This is a genomic window from Micromonospora sp. DT62, from assembly GCF_049847285.1.
Lineage (GTDB): Bacteria > Actinomycetota > Actinomycetes > Mycobacteriales > Micromonosporaceae > Micromonospora > Micromonospora reichwaldensis.
Genome location: NZ_JBNCOB010000004.1, coordinates 42,632 through 65,927, shown reverse-complemented (window position 1 = coordinate 65,927; position 23,296 = coordinate 42,632). Strand labels below are relative to the sequence as shown.

Sequence of the window (23,296 nt, the reverse complement as noted above, 5' to 3'; positions counted from 1 at the left end):
CTCACGGGTTGTCCCCCTCCGCCATCGGCACCCGCACGCCGGTGGCCTCCGCGACCTCGCGGGCGGCGTCGTAGCCGGCGTCGACGTGCCGGATGACGCCCATCGCCGGGTCGTTGGTGAGCACCCGCTCGATCTTCTGCCCGGCCAGCGCCGTGCCGTCGGCGACGCAGACCTGCCCGGCGTGGATGGACCGGCCGATGCCGACGCCCCCGCCGTGGTGGATCGACACCCAGGAGGCCCCGCTGGCGGTGTTGACCAGCGCGTTGAGCAGCGGCCAGTCGGCCACGGCGTCGGAGCCGTCGGCCATCGCCTCGGTCTCCCGGTAGGGACTCGCCACGCTGCCGCAGTCCAGGTGGTCCCGGCCGATCACCACGGGCGCGGACAGCTCGCCGGAGGCGACCATCTCGTTGAACCGCACACCCGCCTTGTCGCGCTCGCCGTAGCCGAGCCAGCAGATCCGCGCCGGCAGGCCCTGGAACGCGACCCGCTCGCCGGCCATCCGGATCCACCGCGCGAGGGACTCGTTCTCCGGGAACAGCTCCAGGATCGCCCGGTCGGTGGCCGCGATGTCAGCCGGGTCCCCGGAGAGCGCCGCCCACCGGAACGGGCCCTTGCCCTCGCAGAACAGCGGCCGGATGTACGCGGGCACGAAGCCGGGGAAGTCGAAGGCCCGCTCGAACCCGCCGAGCTTCGCCTCGCCCCGGATCGAGTTGCCGTAGTCGAAGACCTCCGCGCCGGCGTCGAGGAAACCGACCATCGCCTCGACGTGCTTCGCCATCGACGCCCGAGCCCGGTCGGTGAACTCGGCCGGCTTCGCCGCCGCGTAGTCCCGGGCGTCGGCCGGCTCCACCCCCTCCGGCACGTACGACAGCGGGTCGTGCGCGCTGGTCTGGTCGGTGACGACGTCGATGTCGACGCCCCGGCGCAGCAGCTCCGGGAAGACCGTGGCCGCGTTGCCGACCACGCCGACGCTCAGCGCCCGCCGGTCCCGCTTCGCGGCGAGCACCCGCTCGACGGCGTCGTCCAGGGAGTCGGCGACCTCGTCGAGGTAGCGGTCGTGCACCCGGCGGTCCAGTCGGGTCCGGTCCACGTCGACGATCAGGCAGACGCCGCCGTTCATGGTGACCGCGAGGGGCTGCGCCCCGCCCATCCCGCCGCAGCCGGCGGTCAGCGTCAGCGTGCCCGCCAGGGTGCCACCGCTCGGCTCCTGCCCGTCGCCACGGGCGCCGGCGAGCTTCGCGGCGACCGCGGCGAACGTCTCGTAGGTGCCCTGGAGGATGCCCTGGGTGCCGATGTAGATCCACGAGCCGGCGGTCATCTGCCCGTACATGGTGAGGCCGAGCTGTTCGAGGCGGCGGAACTCCGGCCAGGTGGCCCAGTCGCCCACCAGGTTCGAGTTGGCCAGCAGCACCCGTGGCGCCCACTCGTGCGTACGCATGACGCCCACCGGCCGGCCCGACTGCACCAGCATGGTCTCGTCGTCGCGCAGGTCGGTCAGGGTGCGCACCAGCGCGTGGTACGACGGCCAGTCCCGCGCCGCCTTCCCGGTGCCGCCGTAGACCACCAGGTCGTCGGGGCGCTCGGCCACCTGCGGGTCGAGGTTGTTCATCAGCATCCGCAGCGCGGCCTCCTGGGGCCACCCACGGGCGGTGCGTTCGGTGCCGCGTGCGGCGCGGACGGGCTGGGTCATCTCGGCTCTCCTCCGGGTCATCCGAGGAACAACTGGCGGCGGGCGGCGGAGGCTTCGAAGGCCTCCAGCCGGCGCTGGGTGTCGGTCGGGGTGGCGTCGCAGATGGCCTGGAGCAGCACCATGGCCAGGGTCATCGGCGCGGTGTGCAGGTCGAAGACGAGCTGCGCGCCGACGGCGGCGGGCAGCACCACGTCGGCGTGCTCGGTGGCCGGGCTGACCGGCGAGTCGGTGATGGCCACCACGGTGAGGCCGGCGGCCCGCGCCTCGCGCAGCGCGTCCAGGGTCTCCCGGGGATAGCGGGGCAGGACGAAGGCGAGCAGGGCGCCCGCCCCGGCCTCGGCGGCCTGTTCGAGGCGGTCGGTGAGCAGGCTGCCGCCGTCGTCGAGCACCCGCACGTCGGGGTGCACCTTGGCGGCGAAGTAGGCGAAGTAGGCGGCCAGCGGGGCGGCGGCGCGCAGGCCCAGCACCGGCAGGGGGCGGCTGGCGGCCAGCAGCCTCCCGGTCTCGGCGATCCGGTCCCGGTCGGCGAGCTGCCCGGCGAGGCGGTCGAGGTTGCCGATCTCGGCGCGTACCGCCTGCTGGAGCTCGTTGCCGGCGTCGGTGGCGTCGCCCGGGGCGCCGGCGGACAGCTCGCGCAGCCGGCGGCGCAGGGCGGGGTAACCGTCGTGGCCGAGCGCGACCGCGAACCGGGTGACCGACGGCTGGCTGACCCCCGCCAGCTCGGCGACCTCGGCCGCCGACAGGTACGCGGCGGCCGGCGCGTGCTGCACGAGGCAGTGCGCGATGCGGCGCTGGGTGGGGGTGAGCCGGACCCCCCGGAACAGGTCCAGCACCCGCTCGGTGGGCGCCACGACAGCTCCCTCATTCATGCCGCGACTCTATGCATGAAAACTTTCAGTGGCAACCGTCCCCTTGCGGCCGTCACCGCCCGACGGGTGCCCGGCCGGTGACGGTGGACGGATCGCTGAGCGTCGGCTCTGTAGGATCCGCACGGCGGTTGAGCAGAGGAGTTGGCATGCAACCGGTTGGCCCGTACAGGTTCACCCACATGCTTGGCGGGTCGGTCGTCGGGAAGGCGTGGGCCGCCATCGACTCGCAGGGCCGGTTCGCCACGATCGCCGTTCTGGAGAGCGCGGTCGCCGCCGACCCGCGCTGGCGGGAGGCCTTCGCCGCCATCGCGGATTCGCTCAGCATGCAGCCAGGGGCGCAGGCCTACGTGTACGCGGACTTCTCGGCCACCGCGCCCTGGGTCGCCTACTCGGCCGAAGCCGGGCCGGGTGCGGAGACACTGCTGCGCGCGCTCGGCGCGGAATACCATCCGATCGCCACCGACACCAGGACCGAACCGCCCGTCTCCGGGGTTCCGCAGGCGGGCGCCACACCGCCGCAGCCGGTCTCAGGCATACCCCAGCCGACGTCCGGGCCGCCGGTCATGCCGTGGGCGGTGCAGGCCGGCCCGGTTTCGGGGGTCCCGGTCTCGGGGCAACCCGTGTCAGCCGAGCCAGCCGCCGCCGGGCCCCACTCGCCGGCCCAGACCGTTCCGTCATCGGCCGGGGCGGTGGTGCACAGCCCCTTCGGCGACCAGGCACGCCGGATCCAGCCCTCCGAGCCGCCGAAACGGCGTACCCGATTCTGGATCTTCGCCACCGCTCTGATCCTGGTCGCGGCCCTCGCCGGCGGCGCCACGGCCTGGGTGCTCTCCGACGGTGAGGCAGAGGCGCCGCAGGCCACCCCCACGTCCGCTTCCACGACCTTTCCGACGGCCGCAGCCGTCGACCCCAGCTTCAAGCCGTGGGCACAGGCCGCACCGTACAGTCCCGAGGAGCGAGCGCTGGCGGTCGCGGCGCCGTCGTTGGTGTTCGTGGAGGCGGTCTTCACCGGCTACGTCCGGAACGCGCGGACGAACGCCCTGCTACGGACGTCGCCGATCACGTTCACCCGCCGTTGCAGCGCCTTTGTGGTGACCCCGAACGGGCACGCACTCACCAGCAGCTCCTGCGTCAAGCCCAGCGAGGAGAACGCTCGTCAGATCGCGCTCGACGCGGTGGCCCGGATGCTCGTCCGGGAGAAGACGCTGGGCGACGGCGAGGTCGCTGACTACGTCCGGACCAACCTGAGCAAGGTGCGGTTCACCGGTGTCGACGTGGGTACCGAGCCGGCCAGCGAGGTGTACGGCCAACTCAACGACGCCAAGGGCAACCTGACGACCGAACCGGCCATTCCGGCCCAGGTCGTCCGGGCGCTGCCCACCGAGGCGGGCAACACCGCGTTGATCAAGTTCGCGCGCGAGAACCTGCCGGTCGTGGAACTCAATCCGTCGGCTGCCCTCGCGGAGGGCTCGTCCCTGCTGGTGCTGGGCTTCGCCACCACCGACACCGACTTCCGCACCGCCACCTACCGCCCACAGTCCAAACTGGTCACCGTCACCGGGACCGGCCGCCGCGGGTCGGTGTCGATCTACCGGATCAACGAGGACATCGGCACCGCCTCCCACGGCGGCATCGCCCTGGATCCCAGCGGTCGTGTCGCAGGCATGATCGACCAGGATCAGGCGCGGCCGGACCGGGCCAACCGCGTGGTGCTGCCGACGTCGACACTCGCCGGCCTGTTGGGCGAGGCCGGCGCCGGCAACGCCCTCGGCGAGCAGGACAAGCTCTACCGCAGCGGCCTTGACGCGTACTTCGCCGGTGAGCATGCGGCGGCGATCAGCCGACTCGAGACGGTGGCCCAGAACGCGCCCGCCAACCTGCTTGCCCAGGCATACCGGCAGAACGCGGTCGAACGGCAGCAGAACGAGGGTGTACGGCCCAGCCGCTCGGTCTGGCCGGTGGTGCTGCTCGCCAGCCTCGGTGCGGCACTGCTCGCCGGCCTGATCGTTCTCGTGGTGGGGCTGACGCGCCGCAGGAGGGCGTGATGGCCAGCATGTCGTCGGCGCCTCCCGCAGCACGCTCGAACTCGGCCGACGTGCCGGTCCGGCAGGTGTCGCGGCTGCTCTCCGTCGCGCTGGTGCTGCTGGTGGGCATTCTCCTGGTGCACGTGCTCTTCGAGACGTGGGTGCAGGTTCTCAGCGGGCCGACCAGCAAGGATCCCAGGGTCAACCTGGAGAACGCGGCACAGTGGCCGAAGCAGTTGAAGACCGCCCTCTACCTCGGTCTGGCACTGCTCACCGTCGTCAAGGTCGTCCTCGACCGGCAATGGCGGAGATACCGGACCGCCGCCGACCTCGCCCTGCTCGTCCTGGGTCTGGTGATGGTGCTCGCCGGCGTCGTCAACGACTCGTCGGTGACCCTGATGGGCGAGGCGCTCTTCGTCTACTTCCGGGGAGCCATCGTCTTCTACGCGTTGCGTGCGGCCGACCTCGACCGCACGCTGGTACGGCGGATGCTCGTCCCGGTGACCGTCGTCGTGGGTGTCAACGTGGCGCTCGCCCTGGTACAGATGGTCGCCGGGCGGCCCGCACACAGCGCGCTCGGCTGGGCGGATCTCACCTGGGCCGACCAGAGCCGGGCGCAGGGACTCCAACCGCACCCCAACCATCTCGGTCACCTGCTCGGGCTCGCCCTGCTGGGGTTCGTCGCCTGGGTCGCGGTGCGCGACCGCGTCCGTCCGCTCTGGTGGGTCCTCGCCACCGTGGTGGCCGTCGCCATGTCGGCGACCCAGTCCCGGGAGTCGCTGATCGGCGTCCTCGCCGCCGGTGTGGTGGTGGCGGTGCTCGTCCGCCGTGGCGCCCGCCGCGTTCTCACCGTCTGCCTGATCGTGGTGCTCTGCACCGCCGGCCAGATCGCGGTACGGCCGGACAACCGTGCCGAGTGGGAGCGGCGAATCGGCAATGCCTTCTCCGGCCTGCACAACCCGGCGGGAAGCGAACCGGGCCGCTCCACCGGATCCCCGAGCGCGTCGCCGAGGCCCACGGCGTCAGCGGGCGGGCGACCGTCCGTCGTACCCGCCCCGACCGCGTCGTCCGCCGCCTCGGCACGGCCGTCGACCTCGCCCCGACCGAGCGGCTCCAGCCGACCGGCCGGCCCCGGCAGGCCGGCGCCGTCCACCCGGCCCTCCGGCCCGGTCGCCACGACCGCCCCGGCCCCGGCGGCTGCCCGACCAGCCGCGCCGGTCCGCGAGATCCGGGTGCTCTACCTCCAGCAGGCCGCACGGATCCTGCCCCGGCAGCCGGTGCTCGGCTTCGGTATCGGCCAGTTCGGTGGCGTCGTGGCCGAGAAGGCCAACCCCAACTGGCACAAGAATCCGAAGTTCGGCCCCGAGGGGTTCAACCGCTACGGGTTTCACGCCGTGCAGGTCGATTCGTTCTGGCTGCACCTGGTCATGGAGGTCGGTCTCCTCGGCCTTGCGGTCTACCTGGTGTGGCTGGCGATGGTCACCTGGCCGCTCGTGGCGCGGATTCGGCGGGACAGGCGACTTACCAGGGCTCCGAGCGAGGCGACGGTGTGGGGCGTCGCGGCGATGGTGTTCGCCTGCCTCGTCGGGTTCCTCTCGCCATCGATGGAAGATCCGCTGCTCCCGCCGCTGCTGTGGACGATCGTCGGCGTGGCGTGGTGGGCGGCGAGCCGACCCGGGCCGGCCGCGTCCCTGCCGGCCGGGCCGTCACGTGATCCGGTCGACCGGTACGGCGCTGAGGCGGACACCCGGATCCTGTCGACGGACGAGATCCTCGCCCAGGCCCGACTCGCCCGCCGCGAGGCGGACACCCAGGTTCTGACGAGGGACGAGATCCTCGCCCAGGCCCGTCGTGCCCGGCGCCCGGGCGGACCAGGATGACCTGCGCAAACTGGTCTTTGCGGTAGCAGGGCGTCGCACTTTAGGTGGTGGTGTGGCCCAAAGGCCGCAGTTAGAATCCATCTGCCGCCGGATCGACCGCTGTCGGCGGCTGTCGACGTGGCGGTCTTCGACACGTCGCCGTCGACCGTCGAATGCGGTACCACGGGGGTGGAGCGACATGGGTGACCCGAGCAGGTGCCTGCGGGCGCTGTTCGACGTGCGAGGCACGGGCACCGGCGGCGCTCCGACAGGCGGCCTCTGCACCTCATGACCGATCGCCCGTCGCCGGGTTCCGCAACTGTCCACCGGGGGCGCGAGGCCCGGTCGGCGATCCATCCACGGTTCCCGACCACGCCGAGCGTCGACGCACCGACAGTGGCCTTCCTCGAACCCGTGCGTGAGGTCGCACCCACGATCTCCGTCTGCATCGCCGTCCGAGACCGTCCGGCCCTCCTGGTCAAGTCCATCCGGAGCGTGCTGGCCAGCAGTTTCGACGACTTCGAGGTCGTCGTGGTCGACGACGGTTCGCGCGTGCCGACCCAGGACTGCCTGGCCGAAGCGGGCCTGTTGGCTGACGAGCGGATCCGGCTGGTACGTCAGAAGCCGTCCGGCATCAGCGCCGCGCGGAACACCGCGTTGAAGATCGCCCGGGGTCGGTGGATCACGGTGCTCGACTCCGACGACGAGCTGACCGAGGACGGCCTGGCCCGGATCAGGGACTTTCTCGCCACCACCGGCGCCTCTTGGATCTACACCGACTACGAGGAGATCGTCGGAGACGTCGCCAGGCCGATCAGGTTGCCGTCGTACGCGACGCCGCGTCGGATGCTCTGGTCGGTCATGACCCGGCCACGGTTGCCGTTCAAGCACTCCGGCATGTCGATCGACCGGGAGCTGCTCGCCAAACTCGGCGGCTACGACGATCAGATCCCCATCAAGGTGGACGTCGAGCTCGTCCTGCGCGCGCTCGCCACCGGGATCCGGCTGGAGCACCTCGCCCATCCGGTCGTCCGGTTCCACCGTCACGGCGGCAGCATCAGCCGGCAGCGCTTCGCCGGGCTGACGGTCTGGTTCCAGCTCATAGACGAATATCGCCGACCCCGTGTGCCGGGCGTGGCGCTTGGCGTCAAGACCGTCCGTGCAGCGAGCGAGATCGGCAAATGGCTGGTCGCCTCCCTCGGGCGCTAGGCGTCGGCGGTGCCCGGCCCGGCCACCCTGCTTCGGATCACGTCGGGGGCAGGAAACCGGCGGGGTTCTCGGCGAACATCCTGTTCGCGAGGCTGTAGTCGTCAACCCGGCCGATGTCGAGCCAGAAACCCTCGTGCCGCCGGCTGGTCACCCGTCGCCCCGCGCCGAGCAGGTCGAGAATGAGCTGGGGCATGTCGTACGGGCCTTCGGGAATCTCGGTCAGCGCCGAGGGTGACATGGCGTAGGCACCCATGGAGACATCCAGCTTGAGGGTCGGCTTCTCGTCGTAGCCGACCACCTCCCCGTCGGCGTCCAGTTGCAGGATGCCAAGTTCGATCTTCTCCGGCCGGGCGTAGACGCTCACCGTCACCGGTGCGCCGGCCTTGCGGTGCTGCGCCATCAGGCCGGCGAAGTCGAGATCGGTGAGCAGGTCGCCGTTCATCACGAAGAAGTCGTCAACGAGCGTTCCGGCGAGCTGACGCAGCGGGCCCGCGGTGCCGAGCGGGCGCTCCTCGCGGACGTAGTCGATGTTCAGGCCCCATCGGCGGCCATCCTCGAAATAGCCCTCCAGCAGGTATGCCAGGTGGCCGGTCAACAGCGTCACGTCGGTCACCCCGTGCGACCTCAACTGACGCAGCAGAATCTCGAGGATGGGCATGTCGCCGACCGGCATCAGCGGCTTGGGGAAGCTGGTGGTGAAGGGGCGCAACCTGGTGCCCCGACCGCCCGCCAGGATGACTGCCCTCATACCGCGTACCGATCCACGTCGAAGCGGCCGAGGTGCGCCCGGACGTACTCGACGACGTCGGCCAATCCATCGCGCAGGGAGACCGTGGGCCGCCAACCGCACCGCTCCCGGGCCCGGTCGGTGGCGGCGACCAGCTCGAACACCTCGCTGTCCGAAGGCCGGAGGCGCTGGGCGTCCTCGACGATGGCGACGTCCGGGCGGCCGGCTACTTCGGCGATGAGCCGGGCGAGGTCGCCGATGGCGATTCCGCGCCCGTTGCCGATGTTGGTCACCTGCCCGACACAGGCGTCGGCCGAGCCGACCGCCAGGAACCCGGCCACCGTGTCCGCGACGTGGGTCAGGTCCCGGATCGGACGGAGGTCGCCGAGCGCGATCCTGTCCCGCCCCGCCACCACCTGCGCGGTGACGGTGGGGATGACGGCGCGGGCGCTCTGGCGTGGCCCGTAGGTGTTGAACGGACGGATGATGGCGACCGGTAGGCCGAACGAGCGGTGGAACGACTCGGCCATCGCGTCCGCACCCATCTTCGACGCCGAGTAGGGCGATTGCGGCTGGAGCGGGTGCTGCTCGTCAATGGGCGTGTAACGGGCCGTGCCGTAGGTCTCCGAGGTGGAGGTGTGCACCACCCTCCGAACGGCCAGGTCACGTGCCGCCTCCAGCACGTTGAGGGTACCGGTGACGTTCGTCGCCACGTAGGACGCCGGGGCGACGTAGCTGTAGGGAATGGCGATCAGGGCGGCCAGGTGGAAGACCGTGTCGCACCCCTCGACGCTTCGACGCACCGCGAACGGGTCGGTGACGTCCGAGTGCACCACCTCGACCATCCGACGCACCTCCGGGTCGACGTCGGCGAGCATGCCGAGGTCGGAGCGACCGGTGTAACGGACCATCGCGCGGACCTCGGCGCCAGCGCGTACCAGCCGCTCGGTGAGGTGGGAGCCGATGAACCCGCCCGCTCCCGTGACGAGGACCCGACGCCCCGACCATTCCTCGTGTGTCGTCAAGCCGGTCATGCCGCGCCTTCCTCGTCAGTCTGTGGCCGGTGGCCGTCCGTCAGCTCGGCCAACAGGTCGCGGAGGCTGTCCCGGAGGGGGATCTCCGCCTTCCAGCCGACCTCAGCGGCCAGCCTGCCGGCGGAGCCCACCTGGAGCCGGAGGCCGCTTCCGCCGTCGCCCACCTCGACCGCGGAATCATCCAGCCCGGCCAGGTCGAGCAGGGTTTCGAGAATCGTCCGCACCGCTACGCCGGATCCCGAGCAGACATTGTAGATACCACCGGCTGTGTCGGCCTCCGCCAGTTCCACGTACGCCCGGGCGACATCCCGGACGTCGGTGAAGTCCCGCACCGCGTCGAGGTCGGCCACCCGCAGCCGGTCCCGACGGCCGGCGAGCACGTCGGCCACCCGCACGGCCAGGGCACCCGCCACGGTGGTGGCGTCGGCGCCCGGGCCGATGTGGTTGAAGGGGCGGGTCGCCGTCACCCGGATCCGGCCGTCGGTCGCCATGGCCAGCGCCAGCGACTCCGCCGCCGCCTTCGCGTGGCCGTAGGCCCCGAGGGGCCGGAGCAGGGTCTGCTCAGTGATCGGATTCTGCTCCGGCGGCACGGCGCCGTACTGCGCCGACGAGCCGACCAGGACCAGTCGCGGCGGCCCGGACCCGGCGGTCGCCCGCAATGCCCGACACAGGTTGTACGTCGTCTGGACGGTGTCCGCGACGAGGTCGTCGATCTCCGGCCCGCGCTGGGGCACCGTGGCGGCCAGGTGGAACACGACCTCGGGCCGGACAGCCCCGACCAGGGCCGAGGTCGCCTCCGCGTCGCGGAGGTCGACCTGTAGGTAGCGCTCGCCGTCGGCGGCCGTACGCGGCCGTCGACCGGCCCCGACCACGTGGTGACCGCGCGACCTCAACAGGCGGCGCAGGTGGCTGCCGACCCAGCCGTGCGACCCGGTGACCAGGGCGGTCGTCACGGGTTCAGGACCGATCGGTAGATCTCGGCGATCCGGTCCGCCACGAGATGCTCGTCGAGCCAGGCGCTCTTCTCCCGGCCGTCGGCCCGCTGCCCGGTGGCCAGCACCTCGCTCACCCGGTCGGCGAGTTCGCGCACCAGGTCGGCGCGGGCGGGGCCGTCGACCGGGCCGGGTGGAAACCGGACGACCGAGCCCGGCTGTACGCCGTCGAGGATCTCCGTGACATCGCCGACGTCGACGGACACGACGGGCAGTCCCATCGCCGTGGCCTCCTTGACCACGGTGGGGGAGCCCTCGCTGCCCGGGCGGGAGGTGAACAGCAGCACGTCCGCGGCGTCGTACTTGCGCACCAGGTCGGCCTCCGGCTGCCCGGGCGCCGACAGGACGAGTTCCCGCACGGAGGGATCGCGCCGCGACAGTTCGGCCAGCACGTCGCGGAACACGTCGTAGCCCTTGACCGGTCGGGCCGGATCAGCGCCGAACAGGACCACCCTGGCCGTGGGCGGGATGCCGAGTCCCTGCCGGGCGGCGAGCCGGTCACCGGGTCGGAACAGCCGGAAGTCCACGCCGTTCGCGACCACGTGACCGGCGGCGTCCCCGGCCGTCGCGGCGAGCCGCTGTGAGACATAGATCCGCGCCCGGGTCCCGCCCCAGCCCATTCGGGTCATCAGCCGTTGGCGCGGGGCGTTGACGTCACTGCCGTAGAGCGACAGCACCCGGACCGGGTGACCCGCGAACCGGGCGGCGGGTGCGGTCATGCCGTAGTGCACATGTACGACGTCGTAGTTGCCGGAACGGACGCGCCGGCGGATGCGGGGGGCCGCGGCGAAGTAGTCCAGCTTGCCCCGCGACTGGGCGACGACCTCCACGTCCACGTGGTGGCCCTGGGCCCGCAGCGCTGCCACCTGGCGGTATACGAAGATCCCCCGGTAGCTGCCGTTCTCGGGCCAGAGATTGGTGACGGCCAGGATCCGTAGGCTGCCAGCCGACGGCCCGGGTGCAGGCGTTGCCTTCACGGCATCCTTTCGTGACACGCGATCGTCTCCGCTGGTCTACCGGACCGGGTGCTGCCCGGAACGGGCACGGACGAGTGTGAGCAACCGGCGGAGATCGTTGTACAGCACCACCACGGCGACGCACAGCAGGCCCGCGCCGAGCGCGCCGGCGGCCATCGACCAACTCTGCATGATCTCGAGGTACGCCACCAGCCCGCCGAGAGCCAGCAGCACGACGCAGCGCAGCAGGGCTGGCGCCCAGTCCAGCCTGTGGATCCGCGCGACCGCGACGACCGGGATCGTCGCGGTGACCGCCGTGCCGACCAGATAGCCGAGAGCCACTCCGGTCGCCCCCATCGGTCGTGCCGTCAGCCACACCAGCGTGAGGCCGACCAGACAGCCCAGCACCGCGGAGACGACCGGTATGCGGGCCTGCGCGTGGGATCCGCTGGCGAGTGCGTTCACCGACGGGACCTGGAGGATGCCGAAGAACGAGGCGAACAGCATGAGGCGGAGCACCGGTGCCCCCTCGGCGTACGGGCCGCCGCCGAAGAGGACGAGGACGACCGGGGCGACCAGCAGGCCCAGCAGGAACACCGGGGTCATCGTCACCGCCAGGGCGCGTGTGGCGGCGTCCACCTGTCGGCGTACGGACCCGGCATCCCCGGCGCCGTGCGCACCCGCCATGGCGGGGAAGAGCGCGAGGGCCAGGGCCCTGGGCAGGAAGTACAACGGTGCGATCAGCGCGACGGCGGCGACCAGGTACGCCACCTCGGCCGGATCGGCGAACTGCCCGGCGAGCAGTTGGGTTCCCTGGAGGAACCCGGCGCTGGCCAGCGTGCCGACGCTGCCGAGCAAGATGAACGCGACCACCTCACGCCGGTGGAACCGCCCCCCGGCGGGTGCCCCCTCCGCGCGACGATGCAGCCACAGCCGACGCCGGCTCAGCAGCACGAACAGCCCGTATCCCAGGCAGAGCGGGAGCAGGTAGCCGGTCTCGCCGGTGACGATGACGGCGACCGTGGTGGTGACGGCCAGCAGCGACGTGCCGAGTTCGATGCGGGCGTACTGCGGGACCAGCCCGTGCCCGTACATCGCCGCCTTGTCAGTCGTGTACAGCGAGTACGTGGTGGTGAGCAGGGCGAGCGACGCGGTGTCCAACGGCCCGAGGGCGTACACCCGCTGCACCAGGAGCGCGGTGCCGGCGCCGAGCACGAGCGACGCCACCAGACCCAGCCGGGACAGGAACCGGTGCACCGCCCAGGCTCCGCCCGGGTCACCGGCCCCCCGGTGGAAGGCGACGAACTTGGCGAGGCCGCTGGACACGCCGCCGGGCAGCAGCAGGCTGGCCACCATGCTCGCCGCCAGCATGATGCCGATCAGACCGTAGGTGGCGCGATCGGTGGCGTGGCTGGTGAGCGATCCGTGCACGAGCCGGGTGCCGCCGACCGCCGCCAGCGCGAGCATCGACAGCGCTCCGGCCCGGACGACGGAGGTGCCGCCTCGCGGCGCGCCCGCGGCGGAGCTTGCCGGCGGTGCCGGCGTGGGTGGGGTCCCGTCGTCGGACGCCGTAGGATCCTTCAGGCGCATCAGTTGGACCTCGTCACGCTGGCGTCGCTACTTTCATCTGAGGTGGTAATGGCCGAAGAGGTCCACGTCGGTGCCGTCTGCGCCGCCGCCCGCCCGTATGGTGGGCCGGTTCCCCCACCGCCGACCGGGGAAAGCGGGGCCGGGCAGCCGCGTCGCCGGGCCGTTCGCGTGGGGCGGGTGGGAACGGTACTGCTGTCGGTCGCGGCGGTGGTCCTCGCCGTCTGCGCAGCATACGTGAGCGGGGATGGTGGCGTGGGGCAGGCCGAACCCGGCGTCGTCGGGTCCGGGCAGGCCACCGCCGACCCCACCCTGCGTGATCTGATGCCGGCCAACGTCCGGATCGGAGCGGCCGTCGACAACCGGCTGTACGCCTCCGACGACCGGTACCGGGCCGCGCTTACCTCGGACTTCAACGCGGTCACTGCCGAGAACGCCATGAAGTGGGCGAACCTCCAGCCGGAGCCGGGCAGGTACGACTGGACCGCGAGCGATCAGGTGGTCGCGCTCGCGCAGGCCCACGGGCAGGCGGTGTACGGGCACACATTGGTCTGGCACAGCAGCGTGCCGTCCTGGGTGTCCGAATCCTGGTCCCGGGAGCGACTGCGGTCCGTGCTGCGCCAGCATGTGACGACCACGGTCTCGCGCTACCGGGGCAAGGTCTGGGCGTGGGACGTGGTGAACGAGGTCCTGGCCGAGGACGGGAAGCTGCGCGACTCGATCTGGCTGCGCAAGCTCGGGCCCGGGTACCTCACCGATGCGTTCCGGTGGGCGCACGAGGCCGATCCCGACGCCCGGCTCTTCATCAACGACTACGGCACCGAGGGGCGCACCCGGAAGGCCGATGGGCTTTTCAAGCTGGTCCGCGAGTTGCGGGCACGAGGTGTCCCCGTACACGGTGTCGGGTTCCAGGCCCACCTGCGCTCGGACAACGCGCCGAACGATCCGACCGGCAACCTGCGCCGTTTCGCCGCGCTGGGCGTGTCGGTGGCGGTCACCGAGCTCGACGTCCGGATCGCCCTGCCCGCCACCACGGAGAAGCTCCTCGACCAGGCGCTGCTCTACCAGCACATGCTCAGGGCCTGTCTCGCCGTACCGACCTGCGAGTCCTTCACGGTGTGGGGCTTCACCGACGCCAGCAGCTGGATCTCGTCGCACTACCCGGGATACGGCGCCGCCTGCCTCTACGACAGCGGCATGAAACCCAAACCGGCCCGTGACGCGCTGCTGCACGAGTTGCGTAGCCGGGTCGCACCCTCCCCGAGTTGATCTGTTCCGTCCCGGGACCGGATCGGTACTAGGCAGGGCACAGTCCGAGGCATAAGGTGCACGTCGCGATCTCCCGACGGGGCGATGTGGAAAGGAAGGTCGTGTCCGGGCAGACTCAGTTCCTCTCGACTGTGGCGCCGCAGCAGGCACCGAGGTTCGATCCCGATCTCGGGGTGATCACACCCCCTTCCAACGGCATGCCGCGGACGGCCTTCGGCCGACCGGTCGCCCCACGGGTCAGGTGGCGCCGGCGGTACGTGGCCTGCCTCGTCCTGATCGACTTCGTCGCCGCCCTGGCGGCGAGCCGGACCGTGGTGGCTCTGCTCGACGAGGCCGACGCCGGCTTCTGGGACCAGCGGGTGTTCGGCGGTACGGTCAGCGCGTTCGCCCTGGTGGCCAACCTCGGCGTGCCGTTGATGTGGATGACCATCCTGGCCGCCGCCGGCGCGTACGACCGGCGGGCGCTGGGGCGCGGCACCGAGGAACTCAAGCGGGTGGTGCGGGCCAACGTCGCGATGGCCGCCACCGTGTCGTTCCTGGCGCTCGGCTTCAAGAAGGACCTGTCCCGGGCGACGGTCGCCGCCATCATCCTCTGCCTGCTCTTCTACGCCCTGGTGTCCCGGGCGGGCGCCCGCGTCGTGCTCCGGCGGATCCGCCGGGTCAGCCAGCGGGCGTCACAGCGGGTGCTGCTGGTCGGGCGGCTCTCCGACGCCCTGGCCGTGCACGAGGTGGTGACCCGCAACCCGGGTGCCGGGCTGCGCCCGATCGCCATCCACCTGCCGCACCATCCGCGGCCGGGGGAGCGCGTCACGGCGCCGGTGCCGGTCTACGTCGGTTGGGACCTGGTGCCGCTGGTGCAGCAGTTGGGCGCGGACACCATCGCCGTCTGCGGTCCGGCCAGCCTCGAGTCGTACGAGCTGCGCAAGCTGGCCTGGCAGTTGGAGGGAACGGGGCTCGACCTCGTGGTGGTGCCGCAGGTCACCGACGTCACCGGCCCGCGCATCCACGTCCGTCCGATCGAGGGCCTGCCCCTGCTCAACGTCGAGGAGCCGACCATCTCGGGCCTCTCGCTGCTGGTCAAGAGCATGCTCGACCGGGCCGCCGCGTTGGTCGGGCTGCTGCTGCTGAGCCCGCTGCTGGCCGGGATCGCACTGGCCATCAAGCTGACCGACCGCGGACCGGTGCTGTTCCGGCAGACGCGGATCGGTCAGGAGGGGCGGGCCTTCAAGGTCTGGAAGTTCCGCACCATGTACACCGACGCCGAGCAGCGGCTGGAGGCGTTGCGCGACCGGAACGAGAGCGACGGGCTGCTCTTCAAGATCAAGGATGATCCCCGTGTCACGCCTGTCGGCCGGCACCTGCGCGGGCTGTCGCTGGACGAGCTGCCCCAACTGGCGAACGTGCTGATGGGGCAGATGTCGCTGGTCGGCCCGCGCCCGCTGCCCACCGAGGACGACGACTACCGTGGCGACGTCCGGCGGCGCCTGCTCGTCCGGCCCGGCATCACCGGGCTCTGGCAGATCTCCGGCCGCTCCGACCTGACGTGGGAGGACGCGGTCCGGCTCGACCTGCACTACGTCGACAACTGGTCGCTCGTCTACGACCTGGGCATCCTGTGGAAGACGGTCAGCGTGGTGCTCGCGCGGCGCGGCGCCTACTGAGTTCGGGCCACGCACCGGGCGGGTGGCGGCCCGCCCACTATCGCTTGCCCCCGCTGATGATCTCCTTCACCGCGTCCCGGCGGACCGAGTCGTAGAACGACTTCACCCGATCCACGTCGGCGAAGACGACGCTCTCGGTGCCTACCCGCCCGGTGCCCTTCGTCGGGCTGGTCAGGAAGAACAGGTTCCCGCTGCGCAGGCCGCGCAGCTCGGTGGCCATGTCCAACAGGGACAGGTCCTTGTCCACCGAGACGGAGTCCGAGGTGGCCTGGAGGAAGGAGTTCAACTTCCCCGGGTTGGTCAGGACACCGCCCGACGAAACCTTGTCCAGGATCGCCTTGATCACCTGCTGCTGGTGGCGGATCCGGGCGAAGTCCCCGTCCGCGAACTGCTTGCGCTGCCGGGCGTAGTCGAGCGCGGCCTCGCCGTCCATCTCCTGCGGGCCCTGCGCGAAGGTCCGGAACGGCGGGTGGATCGAGGTGAAGGTCTTCTCCGAGGTGATCCGGACCCCGCCCAGCGCGTCGATGATCTCCTTGAACCCGGCGAAGTCGACCATCGCCACGTGGTCGACGCGGACCCCGGTGAACTTCTCGACGGTCTGCACCATCAGCGGCACGCCGCCCCACGCGTAGGCCGCGTTGACCTTGGCGTCCCGGCCGCCGTGGCCGCCGTCCCGGGACCGGGGCACGGGGACCCAGGTGTCCCGGGGGATCGAGATGAGCTGGGCGCTCGACCGGTCCTTCGGCAGGTGGGCCAGGATGATCGTGTCGGTGCGCGACCCCGACGTGCTCTCCGGGTCGCGGGTGTCGCTGCCCAGGATCAGGATGTTCATCGCGCCCCTGGTCACCGCCTGCGGGCGGGACTCCTCCGGCACGCCGGTGAAGGCGTCGACCCGCTCGATGTCCGACTCCACGGAGCGCAGGTAGAGCCCACCGGCCACCACGCCACCCACCCCGAGCAGCGCCACCACCAGCAGGCTCACCAGGACGATGCGCCGCCAGCGGCGACGGGGCTTCGTGCGCTCCCCCGGCTGGGGTCCCGCCTGGTCAGCGACCGGGTCCGGCTCGACGGACTGTTGTGGAACTGGCATGGCGGCGATGCTACTTATCCGTAAGGGAGTTCGCGTACCCTCATCCGGCTGGTGACAGCCCCCGTCCGTGCCGGTCCGGGTCGGCTGGTGCCTGCCGCCGATGGCCGCAGGTGCCGGTACCGCGGTCGAGGCTGGAGGCAGCGCCGCGCGCACGTGTCGCATGCCTGCCGGACGCGGCCCCGGCCAGTTGGCTGCTCGAGTTGCTCGCGTCACCCCCACCGATTGTCAGCTGACGATGGGGCAGTGCGACGAACGCGGCTTCGCTACGGTGTACGCGCCGGAGGAGCGAGCATGCCGATCGATGTGGCGTCGCTCGGTCCCGTCTGGGACAGATGACGGCAGGAGCCGGGTCGCCGACCCGGCCGCGGGGGGACGGCTGGGCAGGCCAGTCGTCCTGCTTGTTTGGTCCGGGCGGGGAGCCGTCCGGTGTGAGGCAGGAGAGCAGATGAAGGTCTGGGCAGGGATCGGTGCGGCCGTCGTGTTGACCGGCGCCACCGTGTTCGTGGCGCACTCCGGTTCGTTCGCATCCGACACGCCGCCATCCATCGAGGAGGACTTCAACCATCCGGCAGCCGAGCGCATCCTGCTCGACCACGGATTGAAGGTCTTCAAGGGGGACGGTCACATCTGGTTCGACACCTCCCGCTCCTTCGAGACGGGTGAGCAGTGTCCCGTCGGCCAGATCCAGGTCGAGAAGCAGCTCGACGTGGCGCCGTACGGCGTGTGGTACTGCTTCAAGACGAAGGGCACCCAGGGTTACCTCACGCTGGAGGTGCCCGGAACGTTCGGCGTGCGTGGCGGCAGTGGGCCGTTGCAGGCGACCGCGAACCTGCCGGAGGGGCAGAAGACCTTCCAGATCGAGCCGAACAGGCCGGTGGCGATCAGCCCCGGCACGGGTAACGACCTCCCGCAGGCGATCCTGGTCGAGCTGCGCCTCACCGGAGCCGCCGCCTGACGAAGCCAGCCCGAGGGAGGGCGCTGCGGCAGCCGCTGTGACGCTCTCCCTCGTCGTCTGAAAACTTCCCCTCCCAAAGCCTTCTCCCGGCTGGTAGAACCCTTCCGTGGACGCAACGAAGCTCCGACGGGCCATCGCCCGCACCCCTCTCGCCCCCGTCGCGGCCTTCCCCAAGCGCCTGGCCCGCGTCGTCCGCCACGACGCCAAGGTGCTGCGCACCTCGGCCCGCTGGCTGGTCACCTCGCGGGAGCACCACAACTACACGTACGAGCTGACCAAGCTGAGCCGCCACCACCTCGCCTGGTTCGTCAGCGTGGTCTGCGACGTGCCCGTCAAGCAGGTCCGCGCGTACTTCGCCGAGATCGAGTCGGACGACGTGCTGCGCCGGCACATCGAGTCCGCCACCGCCGGCGCCGCCCGCCGGGGCCTGGCCGACCGGCAGGTCCGCTACGCCCGCCGCATCGGCTGGTACGCCATCGTGCGCGCCACGAAGCCGACGCACGTGGTCGAGACCGGCGTCGACAAGGGGCTCGGCAGTTGCGTGCTCGCCGCCGCGCTGCTGCGCAACGCCGCCGACGGGCAGCCCGGCCGGGTCACCTCGCTGGACATCAACCCGGAGGCCGGCTACCTCGCCCGCACCGCGCCCTGGTCGGAGGTGGTCGACCTGGTCATCGGCGACTCCATCGCCTCCATCGCCGCGCTGGACCGGCCGGTCGACCTCTTCCTGCACGACAGCGACCACAGCCGGGCCCACGAGAAGCGCGAGTTCGAGGCGGTCGAGGGGAGACTGGCCCCGGGCGCGATCCTGCTCACCGACAACGTCACCGCCACCAACGTCCTCGCCGAGCACGCCGAGCGCACCGGGCGGCGCTTCCTCGCCTACCGGGAGACCCCCGCCAACCACTGGTACCCGGGAGACGGCATCGGCATCGCCTGGTAAGCATCGAATCGCTGCCGTCCATGGCGAGGATCACAGCCGGCGGGCGACTCTGACTGGCATTGAGTAACGCGACGATCGCCCCTTGTGGAAGATCACGCCTGTCTATAGCGTCTAGCCGTCCTGTCTCGCATCCACGGGGGTTGCTGTGACCGCACGGTCGATGCATGCTGACCATGTCCGAAAATATCGCCTTGTCTCAGGTTGGGTGAGGCGCGTCGCTGTCCTGATGGCGGCGGTTCTTGTCTGCTCCTTACTGCAGCCGGGCGCGCCCGCGCTGGCGGAGGATTTCGAGATTCCCCCATGGGATCCGGCTCTCGCGCGCGAAGGCGTCGTCTATTACATGACTGAAGGAACTCCTTCAGTCCGACGTGCGGCCGCCGAGGCGCTTCTCGGCAACGACGATGAGATCAAGGCGTTCCTCGACACAGGCGTCGTCGAGGCACGCAACGCGGACGAGCGTGCGGCGGCCCAGGCGTTGGCGGCGATGGATGGCCCGTCGATGCGTGCGGCAGCGTTGCAGGCGCTGGCCGGATCTCAGGACGAGGTGCGCACCTTCGTCGAGGGCGGTTGGCGGTCGTCGTGGGCCTCTGACGAGCGGGTGCGGGCGTACCGGTTGGTGGAGTCGGGCGGCCCCACGACGAAGGCTGCCGCGACGCAGGCGCTGGCGGGCACACCCGAGGAGTTGACCCGGTTCCTGGCGGAGGGCCGGGATGCGGCGGCGTACGCGGATGATCGTCTGGCGGCGACGCGCATGCTGTCGGGTGGGGTGAACAACAGCGGTCCGGTGCTGGACACGGCGGCGTCGCAGGCGTTGGCGGGTTCGGCGGAGGAACTTCGGGAGTTCATCGTCTCGGGGCAGTTCGTGGCACGGGCGCGGGACAAGGAGCTGGCGTCGATCCGAAGCCTGACGGAGCAGGCGAAGGAGGCGAGCGAGACGACGTCCCGGGAGGCGTTGGCGGCTACGGAGGCGTCGAATCGGGCGGCGGCCGCGGCTGAAGAGGCGAAGAAGGCGGCGCAGAAGGCTGCGGCGGAGACGGCTGCGGCTGGTGGCGCGGCGGCAAAGGCGTCGGCGGCGGCGGGCCGTGCTGCGGATGCGGCGGAGGGCGCGGCGGAGGCGGCGCGTGACGCGGTCGGTGCGTCGAACGCGGCGATGCGGGCGGCTCGGGTGGCTGCGGACGCGGCGCGGAAGGCGACGACGGCAGCGTCGTTGACGGCGCAGGCGGCGTCGCGGGCGCAGCGGGCGGCAGCGGACGCGCGGACGGATGCGGGGAAGGCTGCTGCGGCGCGGCAGGCGGCACAGGCTGCTCGGGACGCGGCTCGTAAGGCGAGGGAGCTGAGCGCGGTCAAGGCCGAGCGTGACCGGGCGTTGGCGCAGGCGAAGGCAGCGGCGACGGCGGCCAAGAGCGCGAGCGCGAACGCGGATCAGGCGGCCGCTGCTGCCGCGAATGCCAGTAACCAGGCGGGAGTCTCAGAGGCTGAGGCGAAGCGGGCGCGGGATGCGGCGGCGCGGGCGCAGCGGTTGGCTGCCGCTGCGGCCAGGGCGGCCGACCGGGCGTACGCGTTCGCGGTGTCGGCGGCGAAGGCGTCGGACGAGGCGTTCGCGTTCGCTGCGCGGGCTGCGGATCACGCGGAGGCGGCTGCGGCCGCGGCGGAGGAGGCGGCTGCGGCCGCGGGTGTGGCTGCGGTGGCGGCCGCGGAGTCGGCGAAGCACGCGGCGGCGGCGGTGACGGCGGCGAACACCGCGGTGGAGGCGGCGAACAAGGCCGTCGATCTGGAGGAGTTGGCCCGCCAAGAGGATGATGCGCGGCTCGCCGAGGCGACCGAGCAGGGGGTCCTGGCGGCGCAGGAGGCGCTCGCGGCTGAGCAGGCCGAGAACCGTGCCGTGGGTGACGTCGTCGCATGGAATCGGAAATTGTCGTGGGACACCGCTGAGGAGGACCGGGTCGATCCGGCGACCCGCCAACTGCTCACCGAGGCCGGTGCGCCAGGGGCGCCGGCCGAGGTCGTGCTCGACCGTGGGCGTCGTGCCGCCATCGCCCTGATGACCGTTGGGGGAGAGCGGACGAAGAAGTCGGCGGGGGAAGCCCTGACCGGCGGCGAGGTGGAGTTGCGCTCGTGGCTGGCCGAGGGGCGTCGGATCGCCGCGGGCCAGGACGACCGGGCCCGGGTGTGGCATCTGATCGACAAGTTGCCCGACGGGAATGAACAGACCGCAGCGCAGCAGGCGTTGGCCGGCGATGACGCAGCGGTACAGCAGTTCCTTCGTACGCGCAACTACTCGGGTAAGTACTCCGCCGACCGGCTGGCCATCTACAGGATCTTGGAAACGGCCGGCCCGTCGGTGCGGGCCGCGGCGGAGAGGGCCCTCACCGGGACGGGTGCGGACATGCACAAGTTCCTGCGGGAGGGGCAGTACCCGGCCCGGACCGCCGATGAGCGGCTCGAGGTCTACCGGGCGATGGACGCCGGTGGACCACAGGTGAAGGCCGCCGGGCAGGTGGCTCTGGCCGGACCGCCGTCCTACATCTCCTACTTCTTGAGGGCCTCGCGCTACCAGGCGGCGCAGCGGGACTTCGAACAGGCTGCACACGTCAAGGCGGTGCAGACGCTCATCGCCGAGGCACAGCAGTACGCCCAGACCGCGATGGCCGACGCGGCCGAGGCTCGGCGCGTCGCCGCGATCGCGGCAGGTAATGCTGCGGACGCGCAACGGTACGCACAGGACGCGATCAATTCAGCCAATCTGGCACAACAGCATTCCGACAACGCGGCCAACTCCGCGACCGCGGCCAAGGCATCGGCGGACCAGGCAGCACAATCCGCAGCCACCGCCCGGAACGCCGCCAACAGCGCCCAGGCCAGCGCCAACGAGGCCGCGCAGTCCGCAGCAACCGCGACGGCAGCGTCGCAGCGGGCTCGGAGGGAGGCCCAAGGGGCCGCGCAGGCGGCTCGGGATGCCCGGAAGGCCGCGAAACAGGCAGGGGCCGACGCGGCCGCTGCCGATCTGGCGGCGAAGGAAGCCGAGCTCATCTACAACACGAAGCTCAAGGAGTGGGAGGCGGCGCAACGGAGCAACGCTCCGGGCAGCGGCAGCAACGGAGACAGCACCGCGCTGGAAGAGCACATGACCTGGGGCTGCTTCGTCTCCAAGCCCCAGATGACGCCCGAATGCCTCAAGGTGTACGTGGACTTCGGTGACGCGTTGGTGCGTCCTGCGAAGTGCAGCAATCCTGCGCTGAACGTCGGTCCGGGGTGCGCGATGCTCAAGGATGTCCATGAGTTCGTCGGGGACAACGCCGAGCTGATGCTCGACATCGTCCAGTTCGTTCTCATCCTCTGCGGGCTGGCGCCGGCCTACGGAGAGCCTTGCGACGCGGTGGACGCGGGAATCTCATTTGCCCGAGGGGACTACGTGGGGGGCGCTCTGTCGGCCCTCAGCACCATTCCCTTCATCGGATGGATACCCGCCGGTGTCAACCTGGGCAGGCTCGGTGACAAGTTCCGAGACGCCGTCAGGGTGTTCGAGGAACTGGAGAAGAAATGCCGGGTTCCGGGTAGCAGCTTCACGGCGGGGACTCGCGTGCTGCTTGCCAATGGTGCTCGGAAGCCGATCGAGAAGTTGCGGGTGGGCGATCGGGTGATGGCCACCGACCCTGTCGGAGGCGTCACCGGGGCTCGGAAGGTGATCGCCACGCTGACCAGCTCGGGCGCCAAGGTCCTCATCGATCTGACCGTCGACACCGACGGAGATGCCGGATCGGCTACGGCGAAGGTCACCGCAACCGAGAAACACCGCTTCTGGGTGCCGGCTGCCGATGCCTGGGTCGAGGCGGAAGACCTCCGGCCGGGGGAGCGTCTCCTGACGTCCGGGGGTCGCGAGGTCGAGATCGAGAAGGTGACGCCGCGCCGGGAACAGACCCGTGTGTACAACTTGAGCGTCTCCGAGTTGCGCACGTACTACGTCCTGGCCGGGGACACCCCATTGCTCGTGCACAACTGCGGCAAGGTGGACCTCGACAACAACGTCTACGGGGCCCATCCGAAGGACCACATCGGCAAGTCGGACGAGGACCTCGGCAAACGGGCAAAGGATGATCCGAAGGCGCCCGACAAGGCGTCCAGCCTCTTCGGCCACAACGCCCAGGACACCATCGACGCGATGATCGATCCGCAGCGCGAGGCGCTCACCGCCTGGGCCGGTAAGCCTGGCGTTCATCCGGGGGCGGAGCGGGAGATCACCAAGCGGTTCCCCACTCCGGTCGGGCGTATCGCGTACAAGGATGCGAGCGCGCCGAACGGCTACCGGGTAAAAGACGCCTACGCGGTCAAGCTCGTCATCAAGAAGGTTCCCGGCAAGCACAAGGGCGGCCCATGGGTACTGTTCACCATCAAGGTGTCTGAGTAGCTCACATCGTCTGGCTCGTGACTGATCGG

General features: G+C 71.1%; 16 protein-coding genes. 8 read left to right on the top strand and 8 right to left on the bottom strand.

What is annotated here, in order from left to right; all coding sequences use genetic code 11:
* Window position 1 precedes the first annotated feature (1 nt).
* Window positions 2-1,690, bottom strand: a complete 1,689-nt coding sequence (gene hutU / locus ACPXCB_RS07775) for a urocanate hydratase (RefSeq protein ID WP_425873522.1) — start codon at window positions 1,688-1,690, stop codon at window positions 2-4.
* Window positions 1,691-1,707: 17 nt separating this feature from the next.
* Window positions 1,708-2,559 (bottom strand): MurR/RpiR family transcriptional regulator, encoded by an 852-nt coding sequence (locus ACPXCB_RS07770; protein WP_425873520.1) that lies wholly within the window; start codon window positions 2,557-2,559, stop codon window positions 1,708-1,710.
* 77 nt (window positions 2,560-2,636) lie between these two features.
* Between ACPXCB_RS07770 and ACPXCB_RS07765 the strand changes: the two genes are divergently transcribed.
* The 3 genes from ACPXCB_RS07765 (at window position 2,637) to ACPXCB_RS07755 (ending at window position 7,651) form a co-directional block, all read left to right on the top strand.
* A complete protein-coding gene (locus ACPXCB_RS07765; protein ID WP_425873518.1) occupies window positions 2,637-4,604 on the top strand; it encodes a trypsin-like peptidase domain-containing protein in 1,968 nt (655 codons plus the stop codon).
* Window positions 4,604-6,463, top strand: coding sequence for an O-antigen ligase family protein (locus ACPXCB_RS07760; protein WP_425873516.1), 1,860 nt, complete (start codon window positions 4,604-4,606; stop codon window positions 6,461-6,463). The genes ACPXCB_RS07765 and ACPXCB_RS07760 overlap by 1 nt, the downstream gene beginning before the upstream one ends.
* Before the next feature lie 393 nt (window positions 6,464-6,856).
* Window positions 6,857-7,651, top strand: coding sequence for a glycosyltransferase (locus ACPXCB_RS07755; RefSeq protein WP_425873514.1), 795 nt, complete (start codon window positions 6,857-6,859; stop codon window positions 7,649-7,651).
* A gap of 37 nt (window positions 7,652-7,688) precedes the next feature.
* On the opposite strand, the gene ACPXCB_RS07750 is transcribed toward ACPXCB_RS07755, so the two are convergent.
* From ACPXCB_RS07750 to ACPXCB_RS07730, 5 genes are read right to left on the bottom strand one after another with little or no spacing between them, the layout of a single operon-like run.
* Window positions 7,689-8,399, bottom strand: a complete 711-nt coding sequence (locus ACPXCB_RS07750; RefSeq protein ID WP_425873512.1) for a nucleotidyltransferase family protein — start codon at window positions 8,397-8,399, stop codon at window positions 7,689-7,691.
* A complete protein-coding gene (locus tag ACPXCB_RS07745; protein WP_425873510.1) occupies window positions 8,396-9,412 on the bottom strand; it encodes a GDP-mannose 4,6-dehydratase in 1,017 nt (338 codons plus the stop codon). The genes ACPXCB_RS07750 and ACPXCB_RS07745 overlap by 4 nt, the downstream gene beginning before the upstream one ends.
* Window positions 9,409-10,365, bottom strand: coding sequence for an NAD-dependent epimerase/dehydratase family protein (locus ACPXCB_RS07740; RefSeq protein WP_425873508.1), 957 nt, complete (start codon window positions 10,363-10,365; stop codon window positions 9,409-9,411). Before ACPXCB_RS07740 ends, ACPXCB_RS07745 begins: the two co-directional genes overlap by 4 nt.
* Window positions 10,362-11,381 (bottom strand): glycosyltransferase family 4 protein, encoded by a 1,020-nt coding sequence (locus ACPXCB_RS07735; protein WP_425873506.1) that lies wholly within the window; start codon window positions 11,379-11,381, stop codon window positions 10,362-10,364. The genes ACPXCB_RS07740 and ACPXCB_RS07735 overlap by 4 nt, the downstream gene beginning before the upstream one ends.
* 36 nt (window positions 11,382-11,417) lie before the next feature.
* Entirely contained in the window at window positions 11,418-12,950 is a 1,533-nt protein-coding gene (locus tag ACPXCB_RS07730; RefSeq protein ID WP_425873504.1) for a lipopolysaccharide biosynthesis protein, read from the bottom strand.
* A 177-nt stretch (window positions 12,951-13,127) separates the two neighbouring features.
* Between ACPXCB_RS07730 and ACPXCB_RS07725 the strand changes: the two genes are divergently transcribed.
* Together ACPXCB_RS07725 and ACPXCB_RS07720 are read left to right on the top strand one after the other, a co-directional pair.
* A complete protein-coding gene (locus ACPXCB_RS07725) occupies window positions 13,128-14,216 on the top strand; it encodes an endo-1,4-beta-xylanase (RefSeq protein WP_425873502.1) in 1,089 nt (362 codons plus the stop codon).
* A 197-nt stretch (window positions 14,217-14,413) separates the two neighbouring features.
* Entirely contained in the window at window positions 14,414-15,877 is a 1,464-nt protein-coding gene (locus ACPXCB_RS07720; protein ID WP_425873973.1) for a sugar transferase, read from the top strand.
* Window positions 15,878-15,914: 37 nt separating this feature from the next.
* Here the strand turns inward: ACPXCB_RS07720 and ACPXCB_RS07715 are convergent, their stop codons facing one another.
* A complete protein-coding gene (locus ACPXCB_RS07715) occupies window positions 15,915-16,967 on the bottom strand; it encodes an LCP family protein (protein WP_425873500.1) in 1,053 nt (350 codons plus the stop codon).
* A 445-nt stretch (window positions 16,968-17,412) separates the two neighbouring features.
* Between ACPXCB_RS07715 and ACPXCB_RS07710 the strand changes: the two genes are divergently transcribed.
* The 3 genes from ACPXCB_RS07710 (at window position 17,413) to ACPXCB_RS07700 (ending at window position 23,267) form a co-directional block, all read left to right on the top strand.
* Window positions 17,413-17,922, top strand: a complete 510-nt coding sequence (locus ACPXCB_RS07710; protein WP_425873498.1) for a hypothetical protein — start codon at window positions 17,413-17,415, stop codon at window positions 17,920-17,922.
* Window positions 17,923-18,028: 106 nt separating this feature from the next.
* Complete coding sequence (locus ACPXCB_RS07705; RefSeq protein ID WP_425873497.1) at window positions 18,029-18,862, top strand: class I SAM-dependent methyltransferase; 834 nt, start codon at window positions 18,029-18,031, stop codon at window positions 18,860-18,862.
* A gap of 226 nt (window positions 18,863-19,088) precedes the next feature.
* Window positions 19,089-23,267, top strand: a complete 4,179-nt coding sequence (locus ACPXCB_RS07700) for a polymorphic toxin-type HINT domain-containing protein (RefSeq protein WP_425873495.1) — start codon at window positions 19,089-19,091, stop codon at window positions 23,265-23,267.
* Window positions 23,268-23,296: the final 29 nt, after the last annotated feature.

Coding starts and splice junctions, on each gene's coding strand:
- ACPXCB_RS07760 (WP_425873516.1), top strand. CDS start 4,604: ATGGCCAGCATGTCGTCGGCGCCTCCCGCAGCACGCTCGAACTCGGCC.
- hutU (WP_425873522.1), bottom strand. CDS start 1,690: ATGACCCAGCCCGTCCGCGCCGCACGCGGCACCGAACGCACCGCCCGT.
- ACPXCB_RS07720 (WP_425873973.1), top strand. CDS start 14,414: ATGCCGCGGACGGCCTTCGGCCGACCGGTCGCCCCACGGGTCAGGTGG.
- ACPXCB_RS07715 (WP_425873500.1), bottom strand. CDS start 16,967: ATGCCAGTTCCACAACAGTCCGTCGAGCCGGACCCGGTCGCTGACCAG.
- ACPXCB_RS07730 (WP_425873504.1), bottom strand. CDS start 12,950: ATGCGCCTGAAGGATCCTACGGCGTCCGACGACGGGACCCCACCCACG.
- ACPXCB_RS07770 (WP_425873520.1), bottom strand. CDS start 2,559: ATGAATGAGGGAGCTGTCGTGGCGCCCACCGAGCGGGTGCTGGACCTG.
- ACPXCB_RS07745 (WP_425873510.1), bottom strand. CDS start 9,412: ATGACCGGCTTGACGACACACGAGGAATGGTCGGGGCGTCGGGTCCTC.
- ACPXCB_RS07750 (WP_425873512.1), bottom strand. CDS start 8,399: ATGAGGGCAGTCATCCTGGCGGGCGGTCGGGGCACCAGGTTGCGCCCC.
- ACPXCB_RS07700 (WP_425873495.1), top strand. CDS start 19,089: ATGGCGGCGGTTCTTGTCTGCTCCTTACTGCAGCCGGGCGCGCCCGCG.
- ACPXCB_RS07710 (WP_425873498.1), top strand. CDS start 17,413: ATGAAGGTCTGGGCAGGGATCGGTGCGGCCGTCGTGTTGACCGGCGCC.